This window comes from Pantoea nemavictus (assembly GCF_037479095.1).
GTDB classification, from domain to species: Bacteria; Pseudomonadota; Gammaproteobacteria; order Enterobacterales; family Enterobacteriaceae; genus Pantoea; species Pantoea nemavictus.
Window position 1 is genome coordinate 119,978 of sequence record NZ_JBBGZW010000002.1, and the last position, 24,093, is coordinate 144,070.

The 24,093-nt window shown below is 54.3% G+C and carries 24 protein-coding genes; 8 read left to right on the plus strand and 16 right to left on the minus strand.

What is annotated here, in order from left to right; translation table 11 throughout:
* Positions 1–14: 14 nt before the first annotated feature.
* Complete coding sequence (locus tag WH298_RS20355; protein ID WP_255438374.1) at positions 15–140, minus strand: hypothetical protein; 126 nt, start codon at positions 138–140, stop codon at positions 15–17.
* A 266-nt stretch (positions 141–406) separates the two neighbouring features.
* Here WH298_RS20355 and WH298_RS20360 point away from each other — a divergent pair, with 266 nt between their 5' ends.
* On the plus strand, positions 407–2,254 hold the full coding sequence (locus tag WH298_RS20360) for a glycoside hydrolase family 15 protein (RefSeq protein ID WP_422616041.1): 1,848 nt from the start codon (positions 407–409) through the stop codon (positions 2,252–2,254).
* An 86-nt stretch (positions 2,255–2,340) separates the two neighbouring features.
* Here the strand turns inward: WH298_RS20360 and WH298_RS20365 are convergent, their stop codons facing one another.
* Together WH298_RS20365 and WH298_RS20370 are read right to left on the minus strand one after the other, a co-directional pair.
* On the minus strand, positions 2,341–2,562 hold the full coding sequence (locus tag WH298_RS20365) for a hypothetical protein (RefSeq protein WP_049851615.1): 222 nt from the start codon (positions 2,560–2,562) through the stop codon (positions 2,341–2,343).
* A gap of 104 nt (positions 2,563–2,666) precedes the next feature.
* On the minus strand, positions 2,667–3,584 hold the full coding sequence (locus tag WH298_RS20370; RefSeq protein WP_180823821.1) for a LysR family transcriptional regulator: 918 nt from the start codon (positions 3,582–3,584) through the stop codon (positions 2,667–2,669).
* 128 nt (positions 3,585–3,712) lie between these two features.
* On the opposite strand from WH298_RS20370, the gene WH298_RS20375 reads away from it, so the two are divergent.
* The gene (locus WH298_RS20375) at positions 3,713–3,976 is read left to right on the plus strand and encodes a DUF2798 domain-containing protein (protein ID WP_049851613.1); all 264 of its coding nucleotides are present in this window, start codon (positions 3,713–3,715) and stop codon (positions 3,974–3,976) included.
* 381 nt (positions 3,977–4,357) lie between these two features.
* Here the strand turns inward: WH298_RS20375 and WH298_RS20380 are convergent, their stop codons facing one another.
* Entirely contained in the window at positions 4,358–4,867 is a 510-nt protein-coding gene (locus tag WH298_RS20380) for a GNAT family N-acetyltransferase (protein WP_180823822.1), read from the minus strand.
* Positions 4,868–5,046: 179 nt separating this feature from the next.
* Between WH298_RS20380 and WH298_RS20385 the strand changes: the two genes are divergently transcribed.
* Complete coding sequence (locus WH298_RS20385) at positions 5,047–5,388, plus strand: helix-turn-helix domain-containing protein (RefSeq protein ID WP_180823823.1); 342 nt, start codon at positions 5,047–5,049, stop codon at positions 5,386–5,388.
* Positions 5,385–6,659: a type II toxin-antitoxin system HipA family toxin gene (locus WH298_RS20390; RefSeq protein WP_180823824.1), complete on the plus strand. Its 1,275-nt coding sequence runs from the start codon at positions 5,385–5,387 to the stop codon at positions 6,657–6,659. The genes WH298_RS20385 and WH298_RS20390 overlap by 4 nt, the downstream gene beginning before the upstream one ends.
* A 57-nt stretch (positions 6,660–6,716) precedes the next feature.
* On the opposite strand, the gene WH298_RS20395 is transcribed toward WH298_RS20390, so the two are convergent.
* From WH298_RS20395 to WH298_RS20445, 11 genes are all read right to left on the minus strand, one after another.
* Complete coding sequence (locus WH298_RS20395; protein ID WP_180824284.1) at positions 6,717–7,412, minus strand: GntR family transcriptional regulator; 696 nt, start codon at positions 7,410–7,412, stop codon at positions 6,717–6,719.
* Positions 7,413–7,459: 47 nt separating this feature from the next.
* Positions 7,460–8,683, minus strand: a complete 1,224-nt coding sequence (locus WH298_RS20400; protein ID WP_180823825.1) for an amidohydrolase — start codon at positions 8,681–8,683, stop codon at positions 7,460–7,462.
* Positions 8,676–10,166, minus strand: a complete 1,491-nt coding sequence (locus tag WH298_RS20405; protein ID WP_180823826.1) for a chlorohydrolase family protein — start codon at positions 10,164–10,166, stop codon at positions 8,676–8,678. Before WH298_RS20405 ends, WH298_RS20400 begins: the two co-directional genes overlap by 8 nt.
* On the minus strand, positions 10,166–11,356 hold the full coding sequence (locus tag WH298_RS20410; protein ID WP_180823827.1) for an amidohydrolase family protein: 1,191 nt from the start codon (positions 11,354–11,356) through the stop codon (positions 10,166–10,168). The genes WH298_RS20405 and WH298_RS20410 overlap by 1 nt, the downstream gene beginning before the upstream one ends.
* A 17-nt stretch (positions 11,357–11,373) precedes the next feature.
* Positions 11,374–12,381 carry an ABC transporter ATP-binding protein gene (locus WH298_RS20415; protein ID WP_180823828.1) on the minus strand — a complete coding sequence of 336 codons (1,008 nt, stop codon included), beginning with the start codon at positions 12,379–12,381 and terminating at the stop codon, positions 11,374–11,376.
* The gene (locus WH298_RS20420) at positions 12,378–13,373 is read right to left on the minus strand and encodes an ABC transporter ATP-binding protein (RefSeq protein WP_180823829.1); all 996 of its coding nucleotides are present in this window, start codon (positions 13,371–13,373) and stop codon (positions 12,378–12,380) included. Before WH298_RS20420 ends, WH298_RS20415 begins: the two co-directional genes overlap by 4 nt.
* A 9-nt stretch (positions 13,374–13,382) precedes the next feature.
* Positions 13,383–14,351, minus strand: a complete 969-nt coding sequence (locus WH298_RS20425; protein ID WP_180823830.1) for an ABC transporter permease — start codon at positions 14,349–14,351, stop codon at positions 13,383–13,385.
* A gap of 9 nt (positions 14,352–14,360) precedes the next feature.
* On the minus strand, positions 14,361–15,323 hold the full coding sequence (locus WH298_RS20430; protein WP_180823831.1) for an ABC transporter permease: 963 nt from the start codon (positions 15,321–15,323) through the stop codon (positions 14,361–14,363).
* A 70-nt stretch (positions 15,324–15,393) separates the two neighbouring features.
* Complete coding sequence (locus tag WH298_RS20435; RefSeq protein ID WP_180823832.1) at positions 15,394–16,980, minus strand: ABC transporter substrate-binding protein; 1,587 nt, start codon at positions 16,978–16,980, stop codon at positions 15,394–15,396.
* Positions 16,981–17,083: 103 nt separating this feature from the next.
* The gene (locus WH298_RS20440) at positions 17,084–17,488 is read right to left on the minus strand and encodes a nuclear transport factor 2 family protein (RefSeq protein WP_009127959.1); all 405 of its coding nucleotides are present in this window, start codon (positions 17,486–17,488) and stop codon (positions 17,084–17,086) included.
* Positions 17,479–18,417 (minus strand): polysaccharide deacetylase family protein, encoded by a 939-nt coding sequence (locus WH298_RS20445; protein ID WP_180823833.1) that lies wholly within the window; start codon positions 18,415–18,417, stop codon positions 17,479–17,481. The genes WH298_RS20440 and WH298_RS20445 overlap by 10 nt, the downstream gene beginning before the upstream one ends.
* A gap of 427 nt (positions 18,418–18,844) precedes the next feature.
* On the opposite strand from WH298_RS20445, the gene WH298_RS20450 reads away from it, so the two are divergent.
* The 3 genes from WH298_RS20450 to WH298_RS20460 all read left to right on the plus strand — a co-directional run bounded on the left by WH298_RS20450 (position 18,845) and on the right by WH298_RS20460 (position 22,017).
* On the plus strand, positions 18,845–19,837 hold the full coding sequence (locus tag WH298_RS20450; RefSeq protein WP_180823834.1) for a sugar phosphate isomerase/epimerase family protein: 993 nt from the start codon (positions 18,845–18,847) through the stop codon (positions 19,835–19,837).
* 267 nt (positions 19,838–20,104) lie between these two features.
* Positions 20,105–21,028 (plus strand): substrate-binding domain-containing protein, encoded by a 924-nt coding sequence (locus WH298_RS20455; protein ID WP_180823835.1) that lies wholly within the window; start codon positions 20,105–20,107, stop codon positions 21,026–21,028.
* A 164-nt stretch (positions 21,029–21,192) separates the two neighbouring features.
* Entirely contained in the window at positions 21,193–22,017 is an 825-nt protein-coding gene (locus WH298_RS20460; protein WP_180823836.1) for a creatininase family protein, read from the plus strand.
* Between the two features lie 58 nt (positions 22,018–22,075).
* Here the strand turns inward: WH298_RS20460 and WH298_RS20465 are convergent, their stop codons facing one another.
* A complete protein-coding gene (locus tag WH298_RS20465; protein ID WP_180823837.1) occupies positions 22,076–22,975 on the minus strand; it encodes a LysR family transcriptional regulator in 900 nt (299 codons plus the stop codon).
* Positions 22,976–23,084: 109 nt separating this feature from the next.
* Here WH298_RS20465 and WH298_RS20470 point away from each other — a divergent pair, with 109 nt between their 5' ends.
* Positions 23,085–24,092: a BMP family protein gene (locus WH298_RS20470; protein WP_238344495.1), complete on the plus strand. Its 1,008-nt coding sequence runs from the start codon at positions 23,085–23,087 to the stop codon at positions 24,090–24,092.
* Position 24,093: the final 1 nt, after the last annotated feature.

The window sequence follows — 24,093 nt, forward strand, 5'->3', positions numbered from 1 at the left end:
CCGCCCTTTATTCATCAGTTAGACGACAAGTGGCTGCTATGCTGGGCCATCACCGGCTTCACCTCGAAAACACCCTGAGATGCCATTACTGAACAACTGATCGCCGCCGCTAGCGTTACACCAATCCATATCTTTTTCATTCGTCATCTCCGCCGAAACTGTTATTACCTCTTCAGGTTTAGCAGCAATTATTTGAAAGTCGAGAATGGCTGAGTTTTTAAGAAATATCTTTAGCGCATCTCGCTAAATAATAATCCTGTCACGCGTTACTTAAAGTGGTTTATATGGGTGACTACTGTATTGGCTATATATTTCGACAAGCAATGACCTGAATGAAATCCGAATTTTCTGCCAGGATTGATGCGGGCTTAATTGCTTGGCCGCAGGGTTTGACCACTTCACTTTTATGCAATTCAGGAAAACCATTTTGGAAAATCAGCAATATTTAAATCCACAACGTAGTGAAGGATTCGCTGGACTGGGCGACTATGCGGCCATCGGGGAGGGCAGATCGGTTGCGCTCATCGCGCCTGATGGTTCGATTGACTGGTGGTGCGCTCCCAATCTTGATTCCAAACCCCTGTTTGACCAGATCCTTGACCCGCAGATTGGCGGGTTCTTTCAGATCGTGCCGCTGGCGGATTATCGGGTGACGCGCAATTATCGCGAACACAGTAATGTGCTGGAGACCCGTTACGATACCGAGAGCGGATCGGTACTGCTGACCGAGTCGATTAACAGCACGCTGGCAGGGCGCTTACCCTGGAGCGAGCTGGCCAGGCGTATTGATGGGCTGGAGGGGGAAGTCACCTTAAAAATTACGCTGCGGTTTGCCACTGCTGCCGAGACGCGCTCGCCGTGGATTGCTGACAGTGCGCAAGGCAAGGTGTATCACATTGCCGATTTGATGGCGATGCTGCGTACCAGCGAAGAGATCATCCTCGACCACGTCGACGATGAACGGATTAGTGGCACCTTAACCGTGAGTAAAGGTGCTCGTTCACTTTGCGCTTTGCTGGTAACGGAAAAAGAGCCGCTGGCGGTACCGGACATGAAGGCCATTGATGGGCGCATTGACACCAGCGACATGGCCTGGCGCGACTGGGTCAACAGTCTGAGCTACAGCGGCCGTTATTCGTCATTAGTCATACGTTCAGCGCTATCGTTAAAATTCCTGTGGTACTCCCCAACGGGCGCACTGGCAGCCGCAGCAACCACTTCGCTGCCCGAAGGCATCGGTAAAGAAAAAAATTACGATTACCGCTACGCGTGGGTGCGCGATGCCTGTCTGATCATTAAAGCTTTCATTTGCCTCGGCGCGCTGGAAGATTGTAAGGCCGCGTTTTCCTGGCTCACTAAAACCATTATCGATCACGGCGTCAGGTTGCGTGCCTGCTATACGCTGGAAGGCGATATCGTTCCTGAAGAACGCTTTCCAGCACTGCGCGGTTATCAGGATTCGCAACCGGTACGCGTTGGCAATAACGCGCGCGATCAGATTCAACTCAGCATGTATGGCGATATGCTGGCCACGGCGCAGGGCTTTGTGGAAGCCGGGCACGTATTGGATCTCACCACTGCGCGCTTGCTGGGTGAGCTGGCTAACTGCTGTGCGGATAGCTGGCGCCAAAAGGATTCTGGCATTTGGGAGTTGCCGGAGGAGCAACATTACACCCATTCGAAGATGGCGTGCTGGCTGGCGCTGGATCGCGCGGTGATTTTAGCCGAGCGAAAATACATCGAACCAACCTGGGTTGAACGCTGGAAGCGCGAGCGTGACCGTATCAGTCAGTGGATTGAAAGCCATTGCTGGTCGGAAAAACTGCAGAGCTATACCTTTTATGTCGGCAGCGATGAGCAGGTGGATGCCGCGCTAACGCTGATGCATCACTACGGCAACAGTGTTAACCCGGAAAGAATGCGCGCAACCTACCGCGTGATCCGTCGCGAGCTGGGTAATAACGGCGTGATGCTCTATCGCTACAGCGGCGTGGACCGCGAGGAGAGTACCTTCCTGGCGTGTTCGTTCTGGATGGTAGAAGCCTGGGCGGCGATGGGGGATGGTGCAGGCGCGGAAGAGATGATGACGGAGATTTTGGCGCTGCTCAATCGACGCGGTAACGTCGATATTTTCAATGAAATGTATGATGTCCGTACTCAGTCATGGCGGGGCAATATGCCGCAGGGACTGAGCCACTTAGCCCTGATATTTGCCGCGCAGGGTTTAAGCAACGCTGAGAAATGCAAAGAGTAACAACTGCGGATAATTGCCAGGCATCAATATTAAAGCGGCCCATCCGCGCGATGTGGATGGGCCGTTGAGCGACGCGTTATAAAAACTTACTTCGACTGCTGCTGTTTGCTATCCGCTTCTTTCTGTTTCTTGTTGGCCATATGATGACCCACAGCGCAACCCGCCGCCGCACCCGCAACGCCATGATGCGCCATATGACCGGCAACGCCGCCGACCGCAGCGCCTTTCAGGCAGCCTTTAGCTTCAACCTGGGATGTAACAGACAACAATAAACCGGCAGTGAGCACGATGAATGAAAACTTACGCATCTGGATTCCTTCCTTTCTAGTTAGCAGGGCACAATAAGCCCTGACACAGCATAGTCACGGTGAAAAAGCAGAGCGTTAAAAAGTGTAAACGCATGAGACAATGCCTAATGACTGGGCTGCTCAATCGCCTGTTCCAGAAACTGGATGAATGCTCTTACTTTGGCATTCAATGCCGAACGTTCGTTGACGCAGGCAAAGATATTCATCGGTAAGGATTGCGCTCGATTTTCATCACTTTGATCGGTGTCGAACAAGGCGATCAATTGGCCGCTGTCTAACAATGGCTGAGCAACAAAGCTTGCAAGACGGGCAATGCCGCCGCCGTTGACTGCTATTTTTGCAATGATATCAATATCATCGCTAATAAACTCAGGGTTGAGCCTGGCGCTAACTGATTGGCCATTAACCCTAAAAGTCCAGGGAAGAAAACGTCCATCTGTAGGATAGCGAAAAACCAGACAGGCGTGCAGGATAAGATCTTCGGGCGTTTTAGGCATGCCCGCGCGCTGCAGATAACCCGGAGAGGCGCAGAATACAAATGGCAGTGAAGCAATTTTTCGGGCGATCAGTTGGTCATTCAGCTGTGCTTCAATGCGAATACTGACGTCGATACCCTCCAGCCGATGATCAACATTACGGTCGGTGCTTATCAGTTCAACATCGATATCGGGATAAGAGTGCTTAAAAGCGGGCATCAATGGCGCCAGAACGTAGCGGCCAAACGCGGCCGTAGTCGCGATGCAAAGTGAACCCTGCGGTTTCGTTTCGATGGCCGCCGCCTGCGAGGCGAGATCGATATCCTGAGGAATATGACGAACCTTCTCAAAATAGCGTTTACCACTTTCGGTTAACGCCATGCTGCGGGTAGTGCGTGATAGCAAACGCACGCCGAGGTGTTGTTCCAGACGAGAAATACTCTGGCTTACCGCAGCCGGGCTCATCCCTTTGGCGCGCGCCGCCGCAGCAATACTGCCATTCTCCACCACACGAATAAACGTCCCGATTAACCCCAGCAAATCCATACTATCTCCAGCGCCTGATTCGTCACTTTTATTAAGTAATGATTAAAGCAGATGCGTGCTACAACCATCCCATTTAGCTTGATAGTTTAGCCGCTGTTGCGCAAACCCCGACTGAACAGGAGAAGTTAATGACTGAAGCTACCACGAGAAATTCTGCCCGCATCCGCCTGCCAAAGCACACCACACCCTACATCTTTGCTCTCTATATGGCGACCATCATGGCGTTTTTGATGAGTTTAGTCATTACTTTCGCCGAGTTTGGAGTAGGGCCGCATTACATGGAAAATGTGATGAATGCCTATCAGGTTGCGATGCCCGCGGCTTTTGTCTGCATTCTGGTGGTGCGCCCGATTGTGGTGCGGTTGGTTGGGTTTACGGTGCATGGACACTGATTTAAACCCACACAATTGCTTTGCCTGTTGAGTTTTCTGCACGGCTTGGATAATCATTTAACTCTTGAATTGCAGCTTGTTTGCCTGCTGAAACTTTTCTAAGGCAAGTGTTGTGTGGCCAAACCCGACGTAACTTTCATGTAGCAACGTCAGTATGCAGAGGTGAAGAGCCACATCAATGCGATCCTTGCCAGCAATGCAGCGTCGTGATTTAGCCGTTACAAATCAAAGTGCATGTAATGTATATTATGTTAAATGAGATATCTAAACGCGCACTCTAAACTTGTTCAGTCCTATCACCTGCTCTTTTGAAAAATCGCATTGGTAAATGTTCAACTAGCCAGTAAGCCTGCTGGCTAGTTGAAATGGCCTTCAAGCGCCTCACTTTGTCATCTGCAACTCATACACCACGCAAGGTACATCGTAATGTCGCTCAATGCCTTTGTAGGTCATTCCCAGCCGCTGCATCACCTTGTGCGAAGCGCTGTTTTCAGGATCGGCAACGGCAACTAAATAGTTCACGCCGACATCCTCAACCGCAAACTTAACGATCGCCTGCGCCGCCTCTGTTGCATAGCCTTTGCCGTGATGATTGGCATTGAGACGCCAGCCAATTTCCAGCGGCGCACCATCCTGATTGGCCAGATGCTGAAGGCATGCTGCGCCAACTACCTCACCGGAGGCTTTTTCCCGCATTGCCCACCATGAAAATCCATACTGCTGCCAGCGCGCCTGCACGCGCTCAATCGTGGCTAGTGTCTCTTCCGGCGTTTTTACCACGCCATTACTGATGTAACGCATGATCTCCGGATCGTTTTCCATCGCATGCAGGCCATCAAAATGGGCGAGTTGAAAAGGTTCCAGCCGCAGCCGAATGGTCTCTAATTCCATGGTTCCTCCAAAGAGCGTCGATAGCTTTAAAAGGTTTTTAAAACAACCTTATCATTGAATTTAGCTTATAAAGTTGCTTTAAACAGCTCTAATTTTATGCAGATCTTTCATGGTAATGCTACTATAATGGCTTAATTTGAAGCCCTTAAGTTTGTAATTGAAACATAGGAGCTCTTTATATGTCCCTTAATCTATATTCAGAATCTGCTATGATAGCTGCGCTGGGGCAACGCCTAAAAGATCATCGATTGCGACGTAACATGCTACAGAAAGAGTTGGCTCATAAGGCGGGAATTTCGGTGTCAGCACTAAAAAAGCTGGAAAATGATGGCAAGGTGACGCTGGAAAACTTTATGAAGGTGGTTTTTGCGTTACGTCTGGAGAGAGAGATGATGACCTTATTCTCTGCGCCGGCGCTGAGCATAGCTCAGGTTGAGGCTCTCAATGCACCGATTCGTCAGCGGGCCGCACGGCCCAAAGCAAACTCCTTAACCCTCAATAAAGGTGATAAGGCGGAATGAGAAAATCAAACGTTAGCTTCGCGCCACTGCAACGAATGGAGGTCATCTATGAAGGCTGGGGTGAAAAGTGGTGTTTAGGCATACTCGCGGCGGGTAGACAACGCGGCGAATGGTTATTCGAGTTCTCAGAACAGAGCATTCAGCGCGGCATTGAGTTTTCGCCTGTGCTTCATCCACCGGCCAACACCACTTATAGCGATTTCGAGCGCCATCAGGAAGGTATCCCAGGATTTATTGCCGACTCTCTACCTGATGGTTGGGGACGTTTGTTGATGGATCGACTGCTGCGCCGCAATGATATTGAACCTGCTACCTTGTCTCCACTGGATCGGTTAGCGATGCTAGGCAGCAATACCATGGGTGCGCTTACTTACCGCCCGCTGTTGGACGTGCCAGGCCACGAAACGAATCCAAATAGTATCAGCGACCTGATGGTGCTAGCTCGGGAAATTGAGATTGAGGTAGCGGGCCAGGACTCCGATGTGCTGTCTGAACTGGTACGCCTTGGCGGTTCGCCGCACGGTGCTCGACCCAAAGTCCTGGTGGAGTTTGATTCTGCTAGCGGACGCATAAATTCATCGGCCTTTTCCGGCAGCGATCCCTGGCTGATAAAATTCCCCGCAGCGCAGGAATCGGCTTGGGTCTGTGCTTTGGAAGAGGTTTATGCGCGTATGGCGAGACAAGCCGGTATTGAATTCCCGGAAAGCCGCTGGTTTCCGCTCGAAGATGGCCTCGCGGCCTTTGGCGTTAAACGTTTCGATCGCTATCAGGGAATGCGTGTGCCGACACTGAGTATGGCGGGCGTACTGCAGGCAGACTTTCGACTTCCCTGCCTCGATTACAGCGATATTTTGCAAGCGACAGCGATGGTCACGCGATCTGCCGTGGAGCGCGAGGTCCAGGCGCGTCGTATGGTATTCAATGTGATCATGAATAACCAGGACGATCATGCGAAGAACTTCGCGTTTACCCTTAACCAGAATGAAGAGTGGCAAGTTTCACCCGCCTACGATCTCACCTTACAAATGGGGCCTGGTGGGCAGCATCAGTCATCAGTCGCTGGTTACGGCACGAAAATCAGTCGTAAAGCACTAATAAAGGCCGGGAAATCCGCTGATATTAACGAGAAAATCATTAATACCATTATTGAGGAAGTGTGCGACGTTGCCGCCACATTTACCACGATGACTAAAACATTAGACGATGCAATTCCTAAAGCGGTCATAAAGTCTACAGCTGCAAAAATTGAAGCTGCCATCAAGGCACTTTAATCGAAATATCATTTAGCGTGGCACGGGGAAAATTAAAGATTCCCCGCACAGGTTAAATCAATTGACCTTATGCAGCGCCTGCACCAGCGTCATGGCGTAAGGCGAGGCTTCTGAAATATCCAATTGCTGCTCAAGTTCAATAAGATGATCGCGCATCAGCTGCTGTGCATTGGCGGTATTTCCGGCGTTAAGTTGATCAATGATCTGCTGATGCTCATCACATTGGCACACCGGCATCTCATTACGCTGATAAAGCATGACAATCAGCGAACTTAGCACCATCAAATTATGCAGAATATCTTCCAGCACTTTGTTATCGGCAATTTTGCCCAGCAGCAGATGAAACGCACCAAGCTGATACACCACCCGTTGCCGCTCCTGGCTATGAATCGCCTCGTGTTCCTCTTTTTGCTGCTGTTGCAATTGCCAGGCAAATGCCGCCATTTTTTCCGGCGTTATGCAGGCAATAATCGCCGATTCTATGGCATGGCGAGCGGTGAAGATTTCACGCGCTGTAGTGGCGGATGGCTGTGCAACAATCGCACCTACATTGGGCTCAATGGTGACAATATGCTGCAACGCCATGCGCTGCAGTGCCGCCTGCACATGGTTGCGGTTTGCCGTAAGTGCATCAACAATCTGCGCTTCAATCAATCGCGTTCCCGGCCGTAGCTTATGCTGGGCAATGGCCATGGTTAGCGAATCATAAATGCGGGTGATCTCTTTTTGTCTGGGGGTTAATTTCGCGCCCATACTCAATCCTGTATCGGTCATGTCGGTCCCCCTGAAATATACATCATTTAGGCGCGGTAAACGCGTTGGCCGCGGAAGTAACTGGCTGAAATTGCAGGCAGACGCGCCACCGCTTCGGCTGAGCAGCTGGCGTTAAGCAGGATAAAATCAGCCGCGTCGCCCGCCATTGGCCAGACGCGTGCGCCCTGCTCATTCAGCGGCAGTATATCGCCGGTGGCAATCGCCAGCGCCCGGTTAAGCGCAAACTCGGTACCGCGCCCATAAAGTTGAGCCCACAAGTTGGCTTTTTCCAGCATGCTGCCGCTGCCAAATGGCGACCAATGATCAATCACGCTGTCGGTACCGGTCATCAGCTTTACGCCACATTGGCGCAACAACGGCAACGGCATAGCGTTTTTCCCCAACGGTAAACCGGACGCCAGACTAACGCCCAGCGTCGCCATACGTTCACCCAGCGCCTGCACTTCAGCATCGCCAATTTGCGCCAGACAGTAAGCATGGCTCAGCGTCACTCGCCCTTGCAGCTTCGGCGCCTGTTCTACTCTGTCCAGCAGATAGCGAATACAGGCAATACCGCTGCTGGCATCTTCATGTAGATGAATATCCACGCCGCTGTGACTGTCGTGCGCCAGATCGAGCATGATGTCCAGAGAACGCGGCATATCACCATCAACTTTGGTGGGATCAAGCCCGCCGGTCCATTGGCAGCCAAGTGCCAGCGCCTCACGCATCAGCGAGGTTACGCCCGAGCGCAACAGACCGTGCTGCGGAAACGCCACAGTTTCGCAGTTGATGACGCCATCAAACGCTTCCAGCGCCTGCAGCAGATGTTCAAGGCTGCGCAGTCCGCTTACCGGATCGATATTGCAGTGGCTGCGTATCGTCGTCGTGCCGTTGCGCAGCAGCAGTGTGATCAACTGTTGTGCATGCTCCACCGAATCCGCTAACAGCGTCGGTAAAAGCTGCTGCTCCAGCGCGATCATCTGGAAAATATCCTGCTCGTTATTCGGCTTAGCGGCTCGCCACGGTCGGCCATAAAACGTCTTATCCAGATGGATATGCATATCGCGCAGTGCCGGCAACATCAGCAGGCCGCCCGCATCCACCTGCGGCAATGGGCCTGGTGCTTCGTGCTGCGGCGTGATGGCGACAATGCGGCCGTGGTTAATTTCGAGCGCAAACAGATCGCTACGCGTACCCTGAATATGACCGTTATTTTCAATAAATCCGGTCTCTAACCTGACGTTGGTCAGTAGATAGTGTTCATTCATGGACTGCGCCTCGGGTTACGCGGGGAAATGACGATGTGACGATCTCTTCCACCGGCGGATGGCCCACGGTTCTCTCCGGATAAGTAGAAATGATGTGCGCAAAGACCTGTTGCGACTCGGCGTGTAACGCGGCGGCGCTCTGCCCGCTGTTCACCAACTCGCGATCCCACACCACTTTGCGTCCGGCGATAATCACGCCGGTGACATCCCGGCCGTTGCCGTTCAATACCAGCGACGTGATCGGATCGAAGATCTGTCCCAGCGCGGGTTGATCGAGATTGACCAGCATCATATCGGCCTGACATCCCGCCGCCAGCCGCCCGAGGTCGTCGCGTCCCAGCGCCTGGGCACCACCCAGCGTCGCCATGCGGTAATAATCTGCCGCGCTAGCAGCCGCGATATCGCCGGTAACCACGCGCGTAAGCACCACGCCCATCTGCATATTGGTAAACATATCGGCAGGAAAAGTATCGCTACCCAGCGCCAGATTGATGCCAGCCGCTTTGAGTGCCGGATAGTGCTCCAGATATTTGCCGTGGCGACCGGAAACCAGCGGACAGGCCACCACGGACGCGCCAGATTGTGCCAACCGGGCAATATCTTCAGCGACGCTTGCCGAACTGGGATTCACGCCGCCGAGGAACTGGCCATGCGGCAACAGCATATGGCGATTAAGCAGGCCATTCTCATCGAGAACCTGCAGCGAGCTGCGCCCCTGATAGCGCCGGGCGATTTCACCCACCTCTAGCTCACTCTGGCAGCAGTGCAGCCGCGTCGGGCACCCTAATGACGTGACAACGTCACCCAGATCTTGTAACCACACGGCATCCCCACCCTCAATGCGATCGGGAGCCAGCATGCCGCTTAGTGTGGAAACGCCGCGCTGCTGCATGCGCTGGTAGAAATTAACCGCATCGTCTAATCCCTGTTGGGCGCGCTGACGATTGCCGTTCCATGAAAACTGCCCCTGATTATCGCTGGCGTAGTAGCCGGCCATAAACGCCGGTCCCAGCCATGCTCGCGCGCCTAGAGATTCAGCAACATCGGCGGCGTACAGGTATTCATCGAAATCTTCGGCCCATTCGCGGTAGAGAATAGAGGTGATAGGCGCAAAACTGGTGATGCCGTTAAGCAGCAGATGGCTGTAAGCATAATGCTTGGCGAAGTTAAGCTGCTCGCGGCTGTAGAGATCGCGCCGGTGCCAGTCGGCGGCGACAATGCGCCCTTTTTTCCAGCCCGGCTGGTTGTCGAACGCCAGCACGGTGGTATCGAGATCGCCCAACGCATCAAGGTCAATAAATCCAGGACCGACCAGACAATTCCCGGCATTGATCTCTTCATCAACCTGGCCGGTGTAATCAAAGCCAACAAACAGAATGCGTTCGCCCTGCCACACCACTTCGCCATCCGGCAGCAGGCAGTGATCGCCATCGCGATAGCCCACTACCCAAGCGGCGCGCAGGCGGGTTACTTTCTCGCTCATCAGAACAGGCACTCCCCATTTGCGGCGATCAGTTTGCCGCCTTTGATCACTTTACGATCGCGCGGCAACTCCACTAGCGCTTCCACCATGCTGCGGCCGGGAATCAGCACCAGGTCGGCGCGATTGCCCGGCTGCAAACCATAGTTATCCAGTTCCATTACGCGGGCACCGCCGTAAGTAATGGTCTCGGCGGCGCGCATAATTTCTCGATCCTGACGCCAGCGATAACGCAGTCCCATGGTGACCGCGCGCTGCAGCATGTCGCCGCTGCCATACGGGCTCCAGGTATCGCGCACGCCGTCATTACCGGCGCAAAAGGCGACGCCCGCTGCGGTCAGCAATTCATACGGCGGCACCGCGATATCCGCCGGCGCGGTCGTCGCCACCGACATGCCCAGCTCTGCCATCTCTTCGGCAAACTGTTGCTGGCGCGCCGGTTCAACCATGCCAAGACAGAAGCCGTGGCTCAGCGTAACGCGATTCTGCATCTGATAACGGCGGGTAAAGTCCAGCAGCAGCTCAAGGCTGAACGCGCCCAGTTCACCGCGTTCATGCAGATGAATATCCAGCTTTTTATCGTGGCGCACCGCCAGGTCAAAGATGATCTGCAGATGACGCACCGGATCTTTATCGTATGAGCAGGGATCTAAGCCGCCCACCAGCTCCGCGCCCATCGCCAGCGCACGATCCAGCAACGCTTCCGTTCCCGGACTTTGCAGAATGCCACTCTGGGGAAACGCGACAATCTCAATATCGACCTGGTCAGCCAGCCGACGACGCGTCTCCAGCACACCTTCCAGGTTTGCCAGGCCAATTTCGTTATCAATGTCGACATGGGTACGAATAAACGAGGTTCCCGCCGCAATCGCGCGCCGCGTAATGCGTTCTGACTGCAGCTGCGCATCGGGCTGCTGCTCGCGGCGGTAATCACGCTCATTAGCAATAATCGCGGCAAGGTTGCGCGGCACTTCATTGCGATACCAGTCGCGTCCCAGCAAGGTTTTATCCAGATGAGCATGGCCATCTACCAGGCCAGGAAAAGCCTGCATGCCGCGCGCATTAATCAGGGTGGTGCCGGGTGCTAGAGGCAGATTAGCGCCACGCGCTGCAATCACGCCATTTTCCAGCAACAGGTCAACGGGTTGGCTTTCATCAAACGGCGTGACGTGTTGAATTAATAGACTTTCCATCAGCTCTCTCCTCATGATTAACAGGCCGCAGCGACCGCCGCCGGGAAATGACACTCAATCTGATGTTCTTCCGACAAGTTATGCACCGGCGGCATCATTTGCTGGCACAGCGGCTGTGCGTGACTGCAGCGTGCCGCGAAGGCACATCCCGACGGAGGTGACATCGGATTGGGGGCTTCGCCGACGATCGGTTCGCGTTCTGTCGACGGGCTATCAAACTGTGGGATCGCCGCAATCAACAGACGCGTGTAGGGATGCGCGGGACGCGAGAAAATTTCCTCCACGCTGCCCTGTTCGACGATACGACCGAGGTACATGACACCAACCCGATCGGAAATATGGGAAATGACCGCCATGTTATGGCTGATGAAAAAGTAGGTTAGCCCGTGCGTCTGCTGTAAGCGGCGCATCAGGTTTAATACCTGCGCCTGCACCGAGACATCCAGCGCTGAGGTGGGCTCGTCGCAAATCAGAAAGCCCGGCTGGGTCGCCAGCGCACGAGCAATGGAAATGCGCTGGCGCTGACCGCCGGAAAATTCATGCGGAAACTTATCCAAATCGTTGGCGGAGAGCCCAACCTGTTCCAGCAGCTGACCACAATAGCTGCGCGCCTGACGCGTGCTGCCCACTTTTTTACTCAGCACCAACGGCTCGGCCAGCGAACGCCCAATACGCCAGCGCGGATTGAGGCTGGCATACGGATCCTGGAAGATCATCTGAGTACCGTTCTGTGCCGCGTGCGTTTCGCTGGCGTCACCCTGCCAGGCGAACTTTATCGACCCTTCTGACGGCGTATACAGCCCTGCCAGCGCCCGCGCGATAGTCGATTTACCGCAGCCGGATTCGCCAACAATGCTAAAGGTTTCCCCCTGACGAATGGAGAGATTGATGCCGCGCACCGCATGCAGCTCGCGCCTGGCGCCGCGACGAAACAGCGAGCTGCGTTTTTCACGCCCGAGCTGAAAACGAATGTGCAGATCGCGTACGTTCAACACTTCAGGCGGCAGCACTTTTTCACTTGTCATGGCGTCTCTCCGTAGGGATAAAAGCAGGCGATTTGCGACAGATGGCTGAACTGCATGTCGGGCTGATGTTGGCGGCAGCGCTCGGTAACATGTGGGCAGCGTGGATGGAACGCGCAGCCGCCCGGCAGCGAATTGAGGCGCGGCATGGCGCCATCAATCTGCGACAGGAATTCATGGCGTTCGCGCATCGAGGGAATCGAGTTGATCAGACCGCGCGTATAGGGGTGTTTAGGGGCACGAATCACCTCCGCGACCGGGCCCATCTCGACAATCCGTCCGGCATACAGCACCGCGACTCGCGAGCACACATCCGCCACCACGCCCATGTCATGGGTAATCAGCATCACCGCCGTGCCATGCTGCTGGCAGAGACGTTTTAGCACCCGTAACACCTGCGCCTGCACCGATACATCCAGCGCGGTCGTAGGTTCATCGGCGATCACGAGCTGCGGATCAACGCAGAGCGCCAGCGCGATGACGACACGCTGACGCATCCCGCCGGAGAGCTGGTGAGGATACTGTTCCATACGCTGCGCTGGGCTGCTCATGCCAACTTCGGTGAGTAGCGTAATCGCCCGTTCACGGGCCTCGGCGGCGGAGAGCGGCAAGTGCGTGCGGATGGTTTCGGTTAGCTGCTGGCCAATAGTCAGCACCGGATTGAGACTGGTGAGCGGATCCTGGAAAATACAGCTGATGGCTTTGCCGCGCAGCTTACGGCGCGCATTATCATCGAGGTTATCGATGCGCTGCCCCTGAAACCAAATCTCACCCTGTTTAACTCGTCCTGGCTCTTGCAATAGCCCGCTGATGGCGGCGCCGGTCAGGGATTTCCCCGCGCCGGATTCACCCACCATGCCCAGCACTTCGCCCGGCTGCATGGTGAGCGAGAGGTTATGGATCGCCTGCAAATTTCCTTTCCGGTGCAGAAATTCAATACTCAGATCGCGAACGTCAAGCAACGTCTCGCTGGCTGTCTGGCTCTGCTGTGCCATGGCGCGCTCCTAACGTAATTTCGGGTTAAGGGCGTCCAGCAACCAATCGCCCAACATGTTGAATGAGAGAGAAAGGATCACCAGCAGCGCGGCTGGGAAAGCCACAATCCACCACTGTCCGGAGAACAGGTACTGATTGCCTTCGTTGATTAAGGTGCCCAGCGAAGGTTGATCTGGCGGCATCCCCACGCCGAGAAACGACAGCGTGGCCTCGGTCAGAATCGCTACGCCGAGGTGCAGCGTTGCCATCACCAGCACCGGACGCAGAACGTTCGGTACAATGTGGCGCAGCATGATGTGGATATGATGCGCACCGCTGATGCGCGAGGCCATAACATATTCCCGCCCTTTCTCCAGCATCGTCAGGCCGCGCACCGTACGCGCATATTGCATCCAGCCGGTCAGCGCAATCGCGCCGGTGAGGATCGCCGGGGCAAAGTGCCCCATCAATTCTTTCGGGATCACCACCCGAGCCACGCCGCTGACCAGCAGCGTGAACATAATGGTGGGAATACTCAGCATGGCATCGGCAAAGCGCATGATCAGCGTATCGACTAAACCGCCGAAGTAACCGCTCAACACGCCGAGCGCCACGCCTAGCATCACCGACAGCAGCACGCTAATCCCGCCAATGATCAATGAGATATTCAGGCCATACAGCATCAGCGAGAGAATATCGCGCCCCTGTACATCAGTACCCAGCCAGAAGCGCGCATCGCCGCCGCTCATCCACGATGGCTGTAACTCTGAATCCATCAGGTCAAAACTGGTGGTATCAAACACATTGTGCGGCGCAATCCAGTGGCTGGTGATTGAGCACAGCAGGATGATCAGGCAGCAGCTGAAGGCCACCACGGTACTTTTGCTGCGCCAGAACAGCCACAGCAGATCGCTGTCGGTGAAGGCTCGCCACTGCTGAGCCAGCCGGGTACGCCGCCGCACGGGCGCGACCGCAGGAGGAAAATTATCGTTAATCATGGCAACTCCTTACTGAGCCCGCATGCGCGGGTCGATCAGGTAATACAACAGATCAACCAGGGTGTTGATCACGATAAAAATCAGGGCGGTAAACAGCAGGTAGCCGGAAAGCACCGGCACATCGACGAAGTTAATCGACTGAATCAGCAGCAATCCCATTCCCGGCCACTGAAACACCGTTTCGATCACGATAGCAAAGGCGATCAGTCCGCCAATCTGCAAACCAATCACCGTTACCACCGGTAATAAGGCGTTCCTCAGCGCATGACGAAACCAGATGCGGTAGTTTTCAATGCCGCGAGCGCGGGCAAACTTGACGTAATCGGACTTCATTACCTCGAGCATTTCGGTGCGAATCAGTCGCATGATGATGGTCACCATCGACAGTCCCAGCGACAGCGCCGGCAGCACAATAGAGTGCCAGCCAGAAGCAGTTAATAACCCGGTACGCCAGAAACCAAGCTTCACGACGTCGCCACGGCCGCTGGAAGGGAACCATCCCAGCCAAACGGAGAAGACGATAATCAGGATGATGCCGGTGAGAAACCACGGCAGAGAAACGCCAATCAGCGACAGGATCTGCACCCCTTCTTTCAGCAGTTTGTTACGGCTGATGGCAGACCAGACGCCAAGCGGAAAACCGATCGCCATTGCCAGCACCACCGAAACAAACACCAGCTCCAGCGTGGCGGGCAAGCGCTCCATAATCAGTTGAAATACCGAAACCTGGTTGTAGTAAGAGATGCCAAAATTGCCGTGCAGCAGGCGCGTAATGTAGTGCCAGAACTGCATAATTACCGGGTCGTTGAGACCGAGGCTGGTGCGCAATGCCGCGCGTTCGACTTCGGTTGCGCTCTCGGGCAGCATGCTGGCAACCGGGTCGCCAAGGTACTGAAACAGAATAAAAGACAGCAGCGCGACGCCCGCCAGCAACACCAGCGCCTGCAGTAACTTGCGCACAAAAAAAACCATAACGGCCTCCTGACTTCAACGCGGCGCGATTGGCACTTCGCGCCGCTACGCTACGTGCATGTATTAAAAATTACTGACTGACTTTGCCGTACCACAGACGCTGAACGTTATCCGGCGTCTGTTTTAGCGTCAGCTTTTTGCTCATCGCCCAGACGGTGGGTTCAAAGTGCATCGGCAGATAGGGCAGGTCTTTATTCGCCAGCGCCACCGCCTGACTCAGCATGATAAGACGCTTCGTGTTATCCAGCTCGCCGACCGAGTCGTCGATCAGCTTGTCGGCCGCCGGATTGCTGTAGCGGGGAATATTGAAGGTGCCGAGACTTTTCCCGTTGCTGGTGTGCAGCAGCTGCACCGCCACGCTGTAGGGATCCATAATTGGCAGGTTGGCCCAGCCCAAAACGCCGACATCGGTACGACCATTCACCAGAATCGGGTCATAGACGCTGGCCGGATGCACGTTCAATGCCGCTTTCACGCCAATTTTTGACCAGTAACTCTGCACCGCCTGACACCATTGGGCGGCATTGATGTAGGTGCCTTCCGGGCAATCAAAGTTGAGGTTGAAACCTTGCGCATAGCCCGCTTCTGCCAGCAGCGCTTTGGCTTTAACCGGGTCATACGGGAAATCGACGCCGGCTTTCGCGTCGTAGCCCGGAATATCCGGCGCCAGATAGTTACTGGTTGGCTTGGTGAGACCGCGCATCACTTTCTGCGTGATCGCCTCACGATTGATGGCCATATAGAGCGCCTGGCGCACGCGGATATCTTTCAGCGGGTTGTCCGCTTTGGCGTTTTTAGCATTGAGCGTGTCGCGCATGTTCAGCGTCAGATAATCGACGCGCAGCGATGGGCTGACCTGCATCTGCACCGCCGGGTTATTCTGCAATCGCTGAATGTCCTGCAGGGGAACCGAAGTCACCAGATCGTATTCACCCGCCAGCAGGCCTGAGAGCCGCGTGGCATCGGATGAGATTGGCTTGAAGATGATTTTCTCGATGTTGGTGGTGCCTGCAGCGGCATTCCACCAGTTTGGATTACGCACCAGCACCATCTGCGTATCGCGCTGACGGCTCTGCAAAATAAACGGTCCGGTGCCGTTGGTATTATTGGTGGCGTAACCTTCCGTACCCTGGCTGATATCGGTAGGTTTCAGGGCGTTGTGCTCGCTGAGCCACTTCTTATCCATGATCATCACGCCGGTCAGCTCGTTGATGGCGATACCGGTCTTTTTCACCAGATGAATATCCACGGTGTATTTGTCTACCGCTACCGCATCTTTAATGGTCGACGCGTTGGCACGAATCCCCGACGCCGGATCCGTCACCCTGGCGACCGAGGCCACCACGTCCTCAGACGTCAGCTCATCGCCATTATGAAACCTCACCCCTTCGCGCAGCTTGAAGCGCAATGTGGTGTCATCCAGCTGCTGCCAGCTCAGCGCCAGCCACGGCTGAATCTTCAGGTCATTATCGCGCTGTACCAGCGACTCATAGATGTGGTTCTGGAAAGTTAGTGCCTTGGTGGAGGCGTACGCATCCGGATCCAGCGTCGGGATGTCGGCATCGGTGGCCCAACGCACGACGTTCTCCGCCAGCGCAGCGTGACTGCTAAGGCCTAACGAACCTGCGACTAACAACGACAGCAAAAGTTGCTTCATTATTTATCCCTCATCAATATGCTAGAGTTATTGCTAGCAATGCATGCAAAGCCAATGCCAGTTCATTTTTGTTCTTCATATCACGGCGATTAGGTGGAAAAAGCTACGCCTGCTGATTGAGCTCCGGAGCCAGAATCCACTCGGCGCTGTCGTTCCAGACATCCATTTTGGTAATCTGCCCTGCAACCACCTCATAGCGATCGAGATAGCGATTACCGGCGAACTCGCGGCCGTCCGGCCACACGCCATAGAGAAAGCCGGTACAGTAGACCACCACATGGCCCGGGCTTTTCTCCATCCAGTCAAACTCACCAAGCTGCTTCTTAACCCATTGATAACGCGCGGCGTTAAAGGCGGTGACGCCGTGAACCGTTGGCATCACCCGCTTACCTGTAAAGGTAATCAGCACCTCAGGCGACATCAGTGCTGCGGCGCGGTCTGGATCGGGCGCCATTGACGCTGCCAGAAACGCTTTCACAATCTCTACTTCTTCAGGTGCTACCGACATACTTGCTCTCCCGTGGCTAAGGTATTGGCTGTTGCAGAAATATTGAGTGAATGGGCGGCAATCGCGCCCGGCGTGGTAAGCCATACGTCTTCACACTGCGCGATAATTTTTTGCAGCGTCTGCCGCAGATGGTGCAGGCGGAAAGGCTGACCAACAATGTAAGGATGCAGCGCAATGCCCATCACCTGCGGACGCTGCTCGGCGCGCTGTTTCATCTCGATGAACTGGCTCTCGATCATGCTGCAAAAGGTTTCAATCGAGGTGCCGTTTGGAATGATGGTGGGAATATCATTGATCTCCTGCGGATAAGGCACCGAGAGCAGATCGCCGTGCGAGGTTTGCAGTGCGACGGGACGATCGTCATGCGCCCAGTTCAGCGTGTAACTGAAGCCGTTCTGTCGCAGCAGGTCTGGCGTATCGTGGCTCTCTGAGATCCACGGCGATAACCACCCCGCTACCGGCCGTTGCTGATAGGCGCTCAGTCGCTGCTGGCAACGGGCGATCAGCGCATATTCATCTTCACGGCTAAGTTCGCCCTGGCGCTGCGAGTTGGTATGACCGTGCCCAATCAGCTCACTACCGGGCAAGCTAACCCAGCGATCGAGCAGCTGGGGGCAGTAATCGAGAATGGAGGTGTTAGCGATCACCGCCGGTGGAATACCGAGCTCGGCAAACAGATCGGCCAGATACCAGCCACCGACCCGATTACCGTAGTCGCGCCACGCATAGTTCAGCACATCGAGACGATTTGCCCCTTGTGACAGCTTCGCGCCCTCCGGCATACCAAAGGCAAAATGCTCAAGATTCATAGCGATATACAGCGCCAAACCTTTACCCTGCGGCCACACGGGCAAAACCTGATGCTCAATGGAACTGTAGGCATAACGCTGATGGCTGGCGATATTCCACATAATCTGCGGCGATGACATTACGGCCTCCTGAATTAACACACCTGTAGCGATGGAAGGAGTAAAGCAAGTGGCATGCCACACTAGCCAAATTGCTAGCAATATTTCTGGTGCAGCAAGTAGTGACGCGATTCAGGGTGGTAAACAGGCTTAGAACAGATGAAGCAGATGGCCATTTTTAGCAGAGAACAATGATTGAAATGTGAGCTAATGGTGCACTCTTTGCCCTGAAAACGAGCAAGTGGAACCGAAGACCTGGCGTTGCTGTCGTGCTCCAATCCCTTTAAAGCGTCAAGGTGTTGGTCTTCCAGGCATGAAAATAATCTGTGATTAAACCTGCACTTTCACTATTGATTGCTGGTTAACTGCGCACCACGAGGCGCAGAATGGAATATATAACCATACATGAATATATATTCAACCATCAATCCTCTGAGGAGCAGGCCCTATGAGTAGCTATACGTATCCGAAATTCGGTGCCGGATTATGGCACTTTGCCAACTATATCGATCGCTACGCCGTTGACGGTTACGGGCCTGCACTGAGTACGCTCGATCAGATCAAACTCGCCGGCAGCGTTGAAGACCTCTCTTACGTGGATGTGCCCTATCCGTTTACCGAAGGCGTGACGGTCGCACAGGTTAAGCAAGCGTTAGCAGATGCCGGATTAAAAGCGATCGGCGTAACACCGGAGATCTATCTGCGCCGTTTCTCCCGCGGTGCCTTCACCAACCCTGATGCCGCCATCCGTAAACAAGCGTTTGATTTGATGCATGAAGCCGCCACTGTAGTGCGCGAACTGGGCGCCAATTACGTGAAAGTCTGGCCGGGACAGGATGGTTGGGATTATCCGTTCCAGGTCGATCATAAAAACCTGTGGAAGATGGCGGTGGACGGCATGCGCGAACTAGCGAGTGCGAATCCTGACGTCAAATTTGCCATTGAATATAAGCCACGCGAACCACGGGTAAAAATGACGTGGGATTCTGCAGCGCGCACCCTGCTCGGCATTGAAGATATCGGGCTGGATAACGTCGGCGTGCTGCTCGATTTCGGCCACGCGCTGTTTGCGGGTGAATCTCCGGCCGACTCCGCGCAGTTGATCATCGATCGCGGTCGTCTGTTTGGAATGGATGTGAATGACAACCTGCGCGGCTGGGATGACGACTTGGTGGTCGGCACCGTTCATATGACGGAGATTTTTGAGTTCTTCTACGTGTTGAAGATCAACAATTGGGATGGCGTGTGGCAACTCGATCAATTCCCATTCCGTGAAGATCATGTCGAAGCCGCCAATCTATCGATTCGTTTCTTAAAACACATCTATCGCGCGCTGGATAAACTGGATATCGCCGCCTTACAGGATGCACAGCGTGAACAAAACCCATTGAAAGCCCAACGCATTATTCAAAACGCCCTGTTAACCAGTATCGAACAATAACCTGTCTAGCCCGGCAAGTTTGTCGGGCTAACTGCTACTTTTGTAAAATTTGCACCCGGTTGCAAAAATGGAAGCAGATCGTGATGATTTTGTGACCAGGGTGTTAACTTCGCGCTTTGCAGCGTTGACTAATATTCAACCGCATCCGAAAGTGGGAACGCTTAAACGGTAAGCCCTCGCATATCGAATCTCTTACGTTGGGCTTAATCTCGTTAGTTTTGCACCCGGTTGCAAAACCATAATAACCTTCCCCTACAGAGATAAAAAATGAAACTAATCAAAGTGGTATTAATAATCTGTGGTCTGCTTAGCGGGTTCACCGTCCAGGCGAAAACCTATATGGTCGGCGTCGCCCTCGCTAACCTCGATCTGAACTTTGTTTCCATCTTACGTAGTCAGATGGAAAAACAGTTAAAAGAGAAAGGTCTGAAGAGCCAGTTCGCCGATGCCAAAGGGGATGTTTCGCTACAGATTCAGCAGGTGGATGATTTTATCAATCAGGGAGCTGACGCGATTATTATCAACCCGGTAGATACTCAGGGCGTGATGCCGGTGATTGCCGCTGCAAAAAAAGCCAACATCCCGCTAATTTTCGTTAACCGCAAACCCGAAGTGAAGTTGAGTGGCAAGATGGCCTACGTGGGGTCTGACTCTGCATTAAGCGGCAAGATGGAGATCGAAGCGCTGGCAAAACGTCTGGACAATAAAGGCAATATCGCGATTTTGATGGGCGCCCTCTCCACGGAGGAAGCGCGCCAGCGCACCAAAGCCGTTGAAGATTACGTGAAAGATCATCCTGGCCTGAAAGTGATCCAGAAGCAGAGCGCCAACTGGCAGCGTAACGAAGCAGTGGATAAAACCCTTTCGTGGCTGCAGGATGGCAATGACATCAATGCCATTATCGCTAACAACGATGAAATGGCGATTGGCGCGATCATGGCGCTGGATCAGCTGAAGAAAAGCAATGTGCTGGTGGCCGGTATCGACGGCACGCCGGATGGTTTGCAGTTCATCAAAAACGGCAAAATGGCCGTAACCATTTTCCAGGATGCAAAAGGTCAGGCAACTGGCGCAGTCGATGTGGCCAACAATATGCTTAATGGTAGGCAAACTGAAGCCTACAACTGGGTGCCTTATCAAACGGTTACGTTGGAGAACTATCAGGAATTCACCAGTCAAAATCAGAAGTAAGATCGGGTGTTTTCAGTGGTGCTAGCGTTACGTCGGTGGCCTGCAATGACCAGCCTGCACTGAACCGGCAGATTTCGGATGCCTAAAACGCAACGCTGAGTACGAATTTTGTTGCTTCCATTGCACTGCCAACCCGCTATGTTGGGGAAAAAATGGAGGTAAACATGCATAAACCGTCTTCGCCCTGGTGGTGGGATCTCTCTACGCGGGAATTCAGTGAGCTGGATATGGCGAATATCGTCGCCGTCCTGCCGATTGGTGCCGTTGAACAACATGGTCCGCATCTGCCGGTGCGCGTGGATGCGGCCATCAACGCTGGGATTATTCAGCGCGCCGTCGAACTGCTGCCTGACGATCTGCCACTGCTGGTGATGCCCGCCTTGCCGATCGGTAAATCGGACGAACATCTCGCCTATCCCGGCACCCTTTCCCTGCCTTATGACGTGTTAGGCAAAGTCTGGTTTGAAGTGGCGAAGAGCGCCTGGCGCGCCGGGATACGCAAGCTGATTTTCTGGAATTCGCACGGCGGACAGCCGCAGCTGATGGAAATCGTCTGTCGCCAATTGCGCATTGAACTCGGTATGTTTGCCGTCAGCGCCAGCTGGTTCCGCACCATTGATGCTTCTGACCTGTATAGCGCGCATGAACTCAATCACGGCATTCACGGCGGAGAGTCCGAGACCAGCATGATGCTGCATCTCCATCCAGAATTGGTGCAGATGCAGTATGCGGATGATTTTGTCTCTACGTCGGTGGCGCTCGAAGCCAGCGGCGGTATTTTGACGCCCGAAGGCGGCATTGGCTTTGGCTGGATGGCACAGGACCTGCATTTTTCGGGCACCACGGGTAATGCTGCGGCCGCCGATGCCGAACGCGGTGCTATCGCCACCGATCGCGCCGCGCACGCCCTGCTGAAACTGGCGCGCGAGGTGCACAGTTTCGACCTCGATTTTCTTACTGAGCGAACCGCATACAAAGACGCGCGATAAATCGCGCCGCTACAAATACCGGCACATTCCGTAGCGGCGCAATTCATTGCGCGTCTTGTTAGCGCAATTCTGACATCATGCCTTTAATGGTTTCGGCGAATACGCTGCCAATCGCGCTGGTGCCGCGATCGTGGCCGATCAGCATCAGCGTTTGCGTGTGCTGCGCCAGTTCGCGCACCGGGATATAGATCAGTCGGCCACTGCGCTGGTCGGATTCGATATCGATCGGCGTCAAAAATGTCAGCGTTTGATCCATCATCGCCGACTGGCGCATCACCTCGATCGAGTTAGTTTCGATAACCGCCTGCAGAGTGATCGAGGCGCGTGCAAACACTTCGTTCAGATACGGGCGGATCACCATCGATTTATCAGCAATCACCACCGGATAAGGCAGGCAATCACTCAGGCGCAAGCTGGATTTGTCCGCCAGCGGATGCCCTGCTCCTACTACCGCGCCCAATCGCACCGGCACGCTGGCAATATTGCGGTGCACCGACTGCAAATCGAAATCAAAACCAATCCCCAGATCTGCCTCGCCGCTGGCCACCGCGTTGGTAATATTTTCGCCGGTGGTGAGCTGTTGCAGTAGCAGTTTTACCCGCGGATTAGCGCGCCGAAATTCGGATGCGACGCGCGGGATTAGGTTCGCCGCCAATCCGCTCATCATCGCCACCGTCACTTCGCCGCGCCGTAGCCCTTTCAGCTCCTCGATCTTCATCTGCGCGATTTCAATCTCTTTAAAGCTCTGCCGCACGTGATGAATCAAGGCTTCACCGGCGGCGGTGAGGATCATTTTACGCGGTAGACGTTGAAACAGCGGCGTGCCTAACTCCTCCTCCAGCGCAATCAACTGACGGTTAATCGCCGAGGCGGAGATGTGTAAACGCTCGGCGGCTTTACGAATTGAGCCGCTGCGCGCCACCTGATCGATATAAACAAACAAACGGTGCTGAAGCATGTTTCATCCTGCGTTGCCTTTTAGGCATCGGTAAGTGCTAAAAATGATGCTTTTAAGATAATGCTCTTCCGGTGATTAATACATCAAAACCACACCAGGAGAACACATGATGGCAGACGTATCCCGCAGAAAGTTTGCGAAGTTAGTGGCTGGCGCGCTGTTGTTACCCGCGCTGGCACCGATGTTGTCGCGCAAGGCGCTGGCGGCGAATAACAGCATAAAAATCGCCCTGCTGTTGCCCGGTTCGGTCGCTGATGGCGGCTGGAGTTCGCTGGCCTATGCGGGATTGCAAAGCCTGCAAAAAGCCGGTTTTAGCGTGGCGCACAGCGAAAGCGTCTCGCAGGCGCAGATGGACCAGACTATTCGCGGCTACGCCGACGATGGTTACACGCTTATCATCGGTCACAGCTTTGAATATGGTTCGGCATTCGCCGAAATCGCGCCGGAATATCCCGATACCTACTTCTTCGCGTCAACCTTCAAGCCAGGGGAAAAATCACCGGGCAACGTTGAGTACGTGAACCTCGCCTACCTGCAAGGCGCTTATGCCGCCGGCGCGCTGGCTGCGCTGATCTCAGACAAAGGAAAAGCGGTAGGATTTGTCGGCGGCGGCGATAACCCGACCCAGCAAGCGATGATGCGCGCCTTTATCCAGGCTGCAGAGAAAACCCGTCCGGGCATTAAAGGCATGGGCGTGGTGACTGGCGATTACGATAATGCGGCCAAAGGACGCGAAGCGGCGACCACCATGATTGGCAACGGTGCCGATGTGATTTGGCACGCCGCCGACGTAACCGGCCTCGGCGCGATGCAAGGCGCAGCGGCGGCGAAAGTGAAAGCCATCGGCTGTTATGTCGATCAACGCGACGTCGCGCCCGACTACGTGGCCTGCAGTTTCCGCCAGAACCTCGACTGGATGGTGGAACAGGTTGGCGAATCCGTGGCAAACAAAACCTTTAAAGGCGGCGACGAATGGCATCCCACCGTCGCTAAAGCCTGGTCAGTGGTCAACGGCAGCGAGCATTACAATGCCAAACTGGTGAGTGCCAGCGCCTGGGATAAATTCCAGCAGATTTGGCAGCAGTTGGACAGCGGCGCGCTGAAGCCAACGGTTTGAT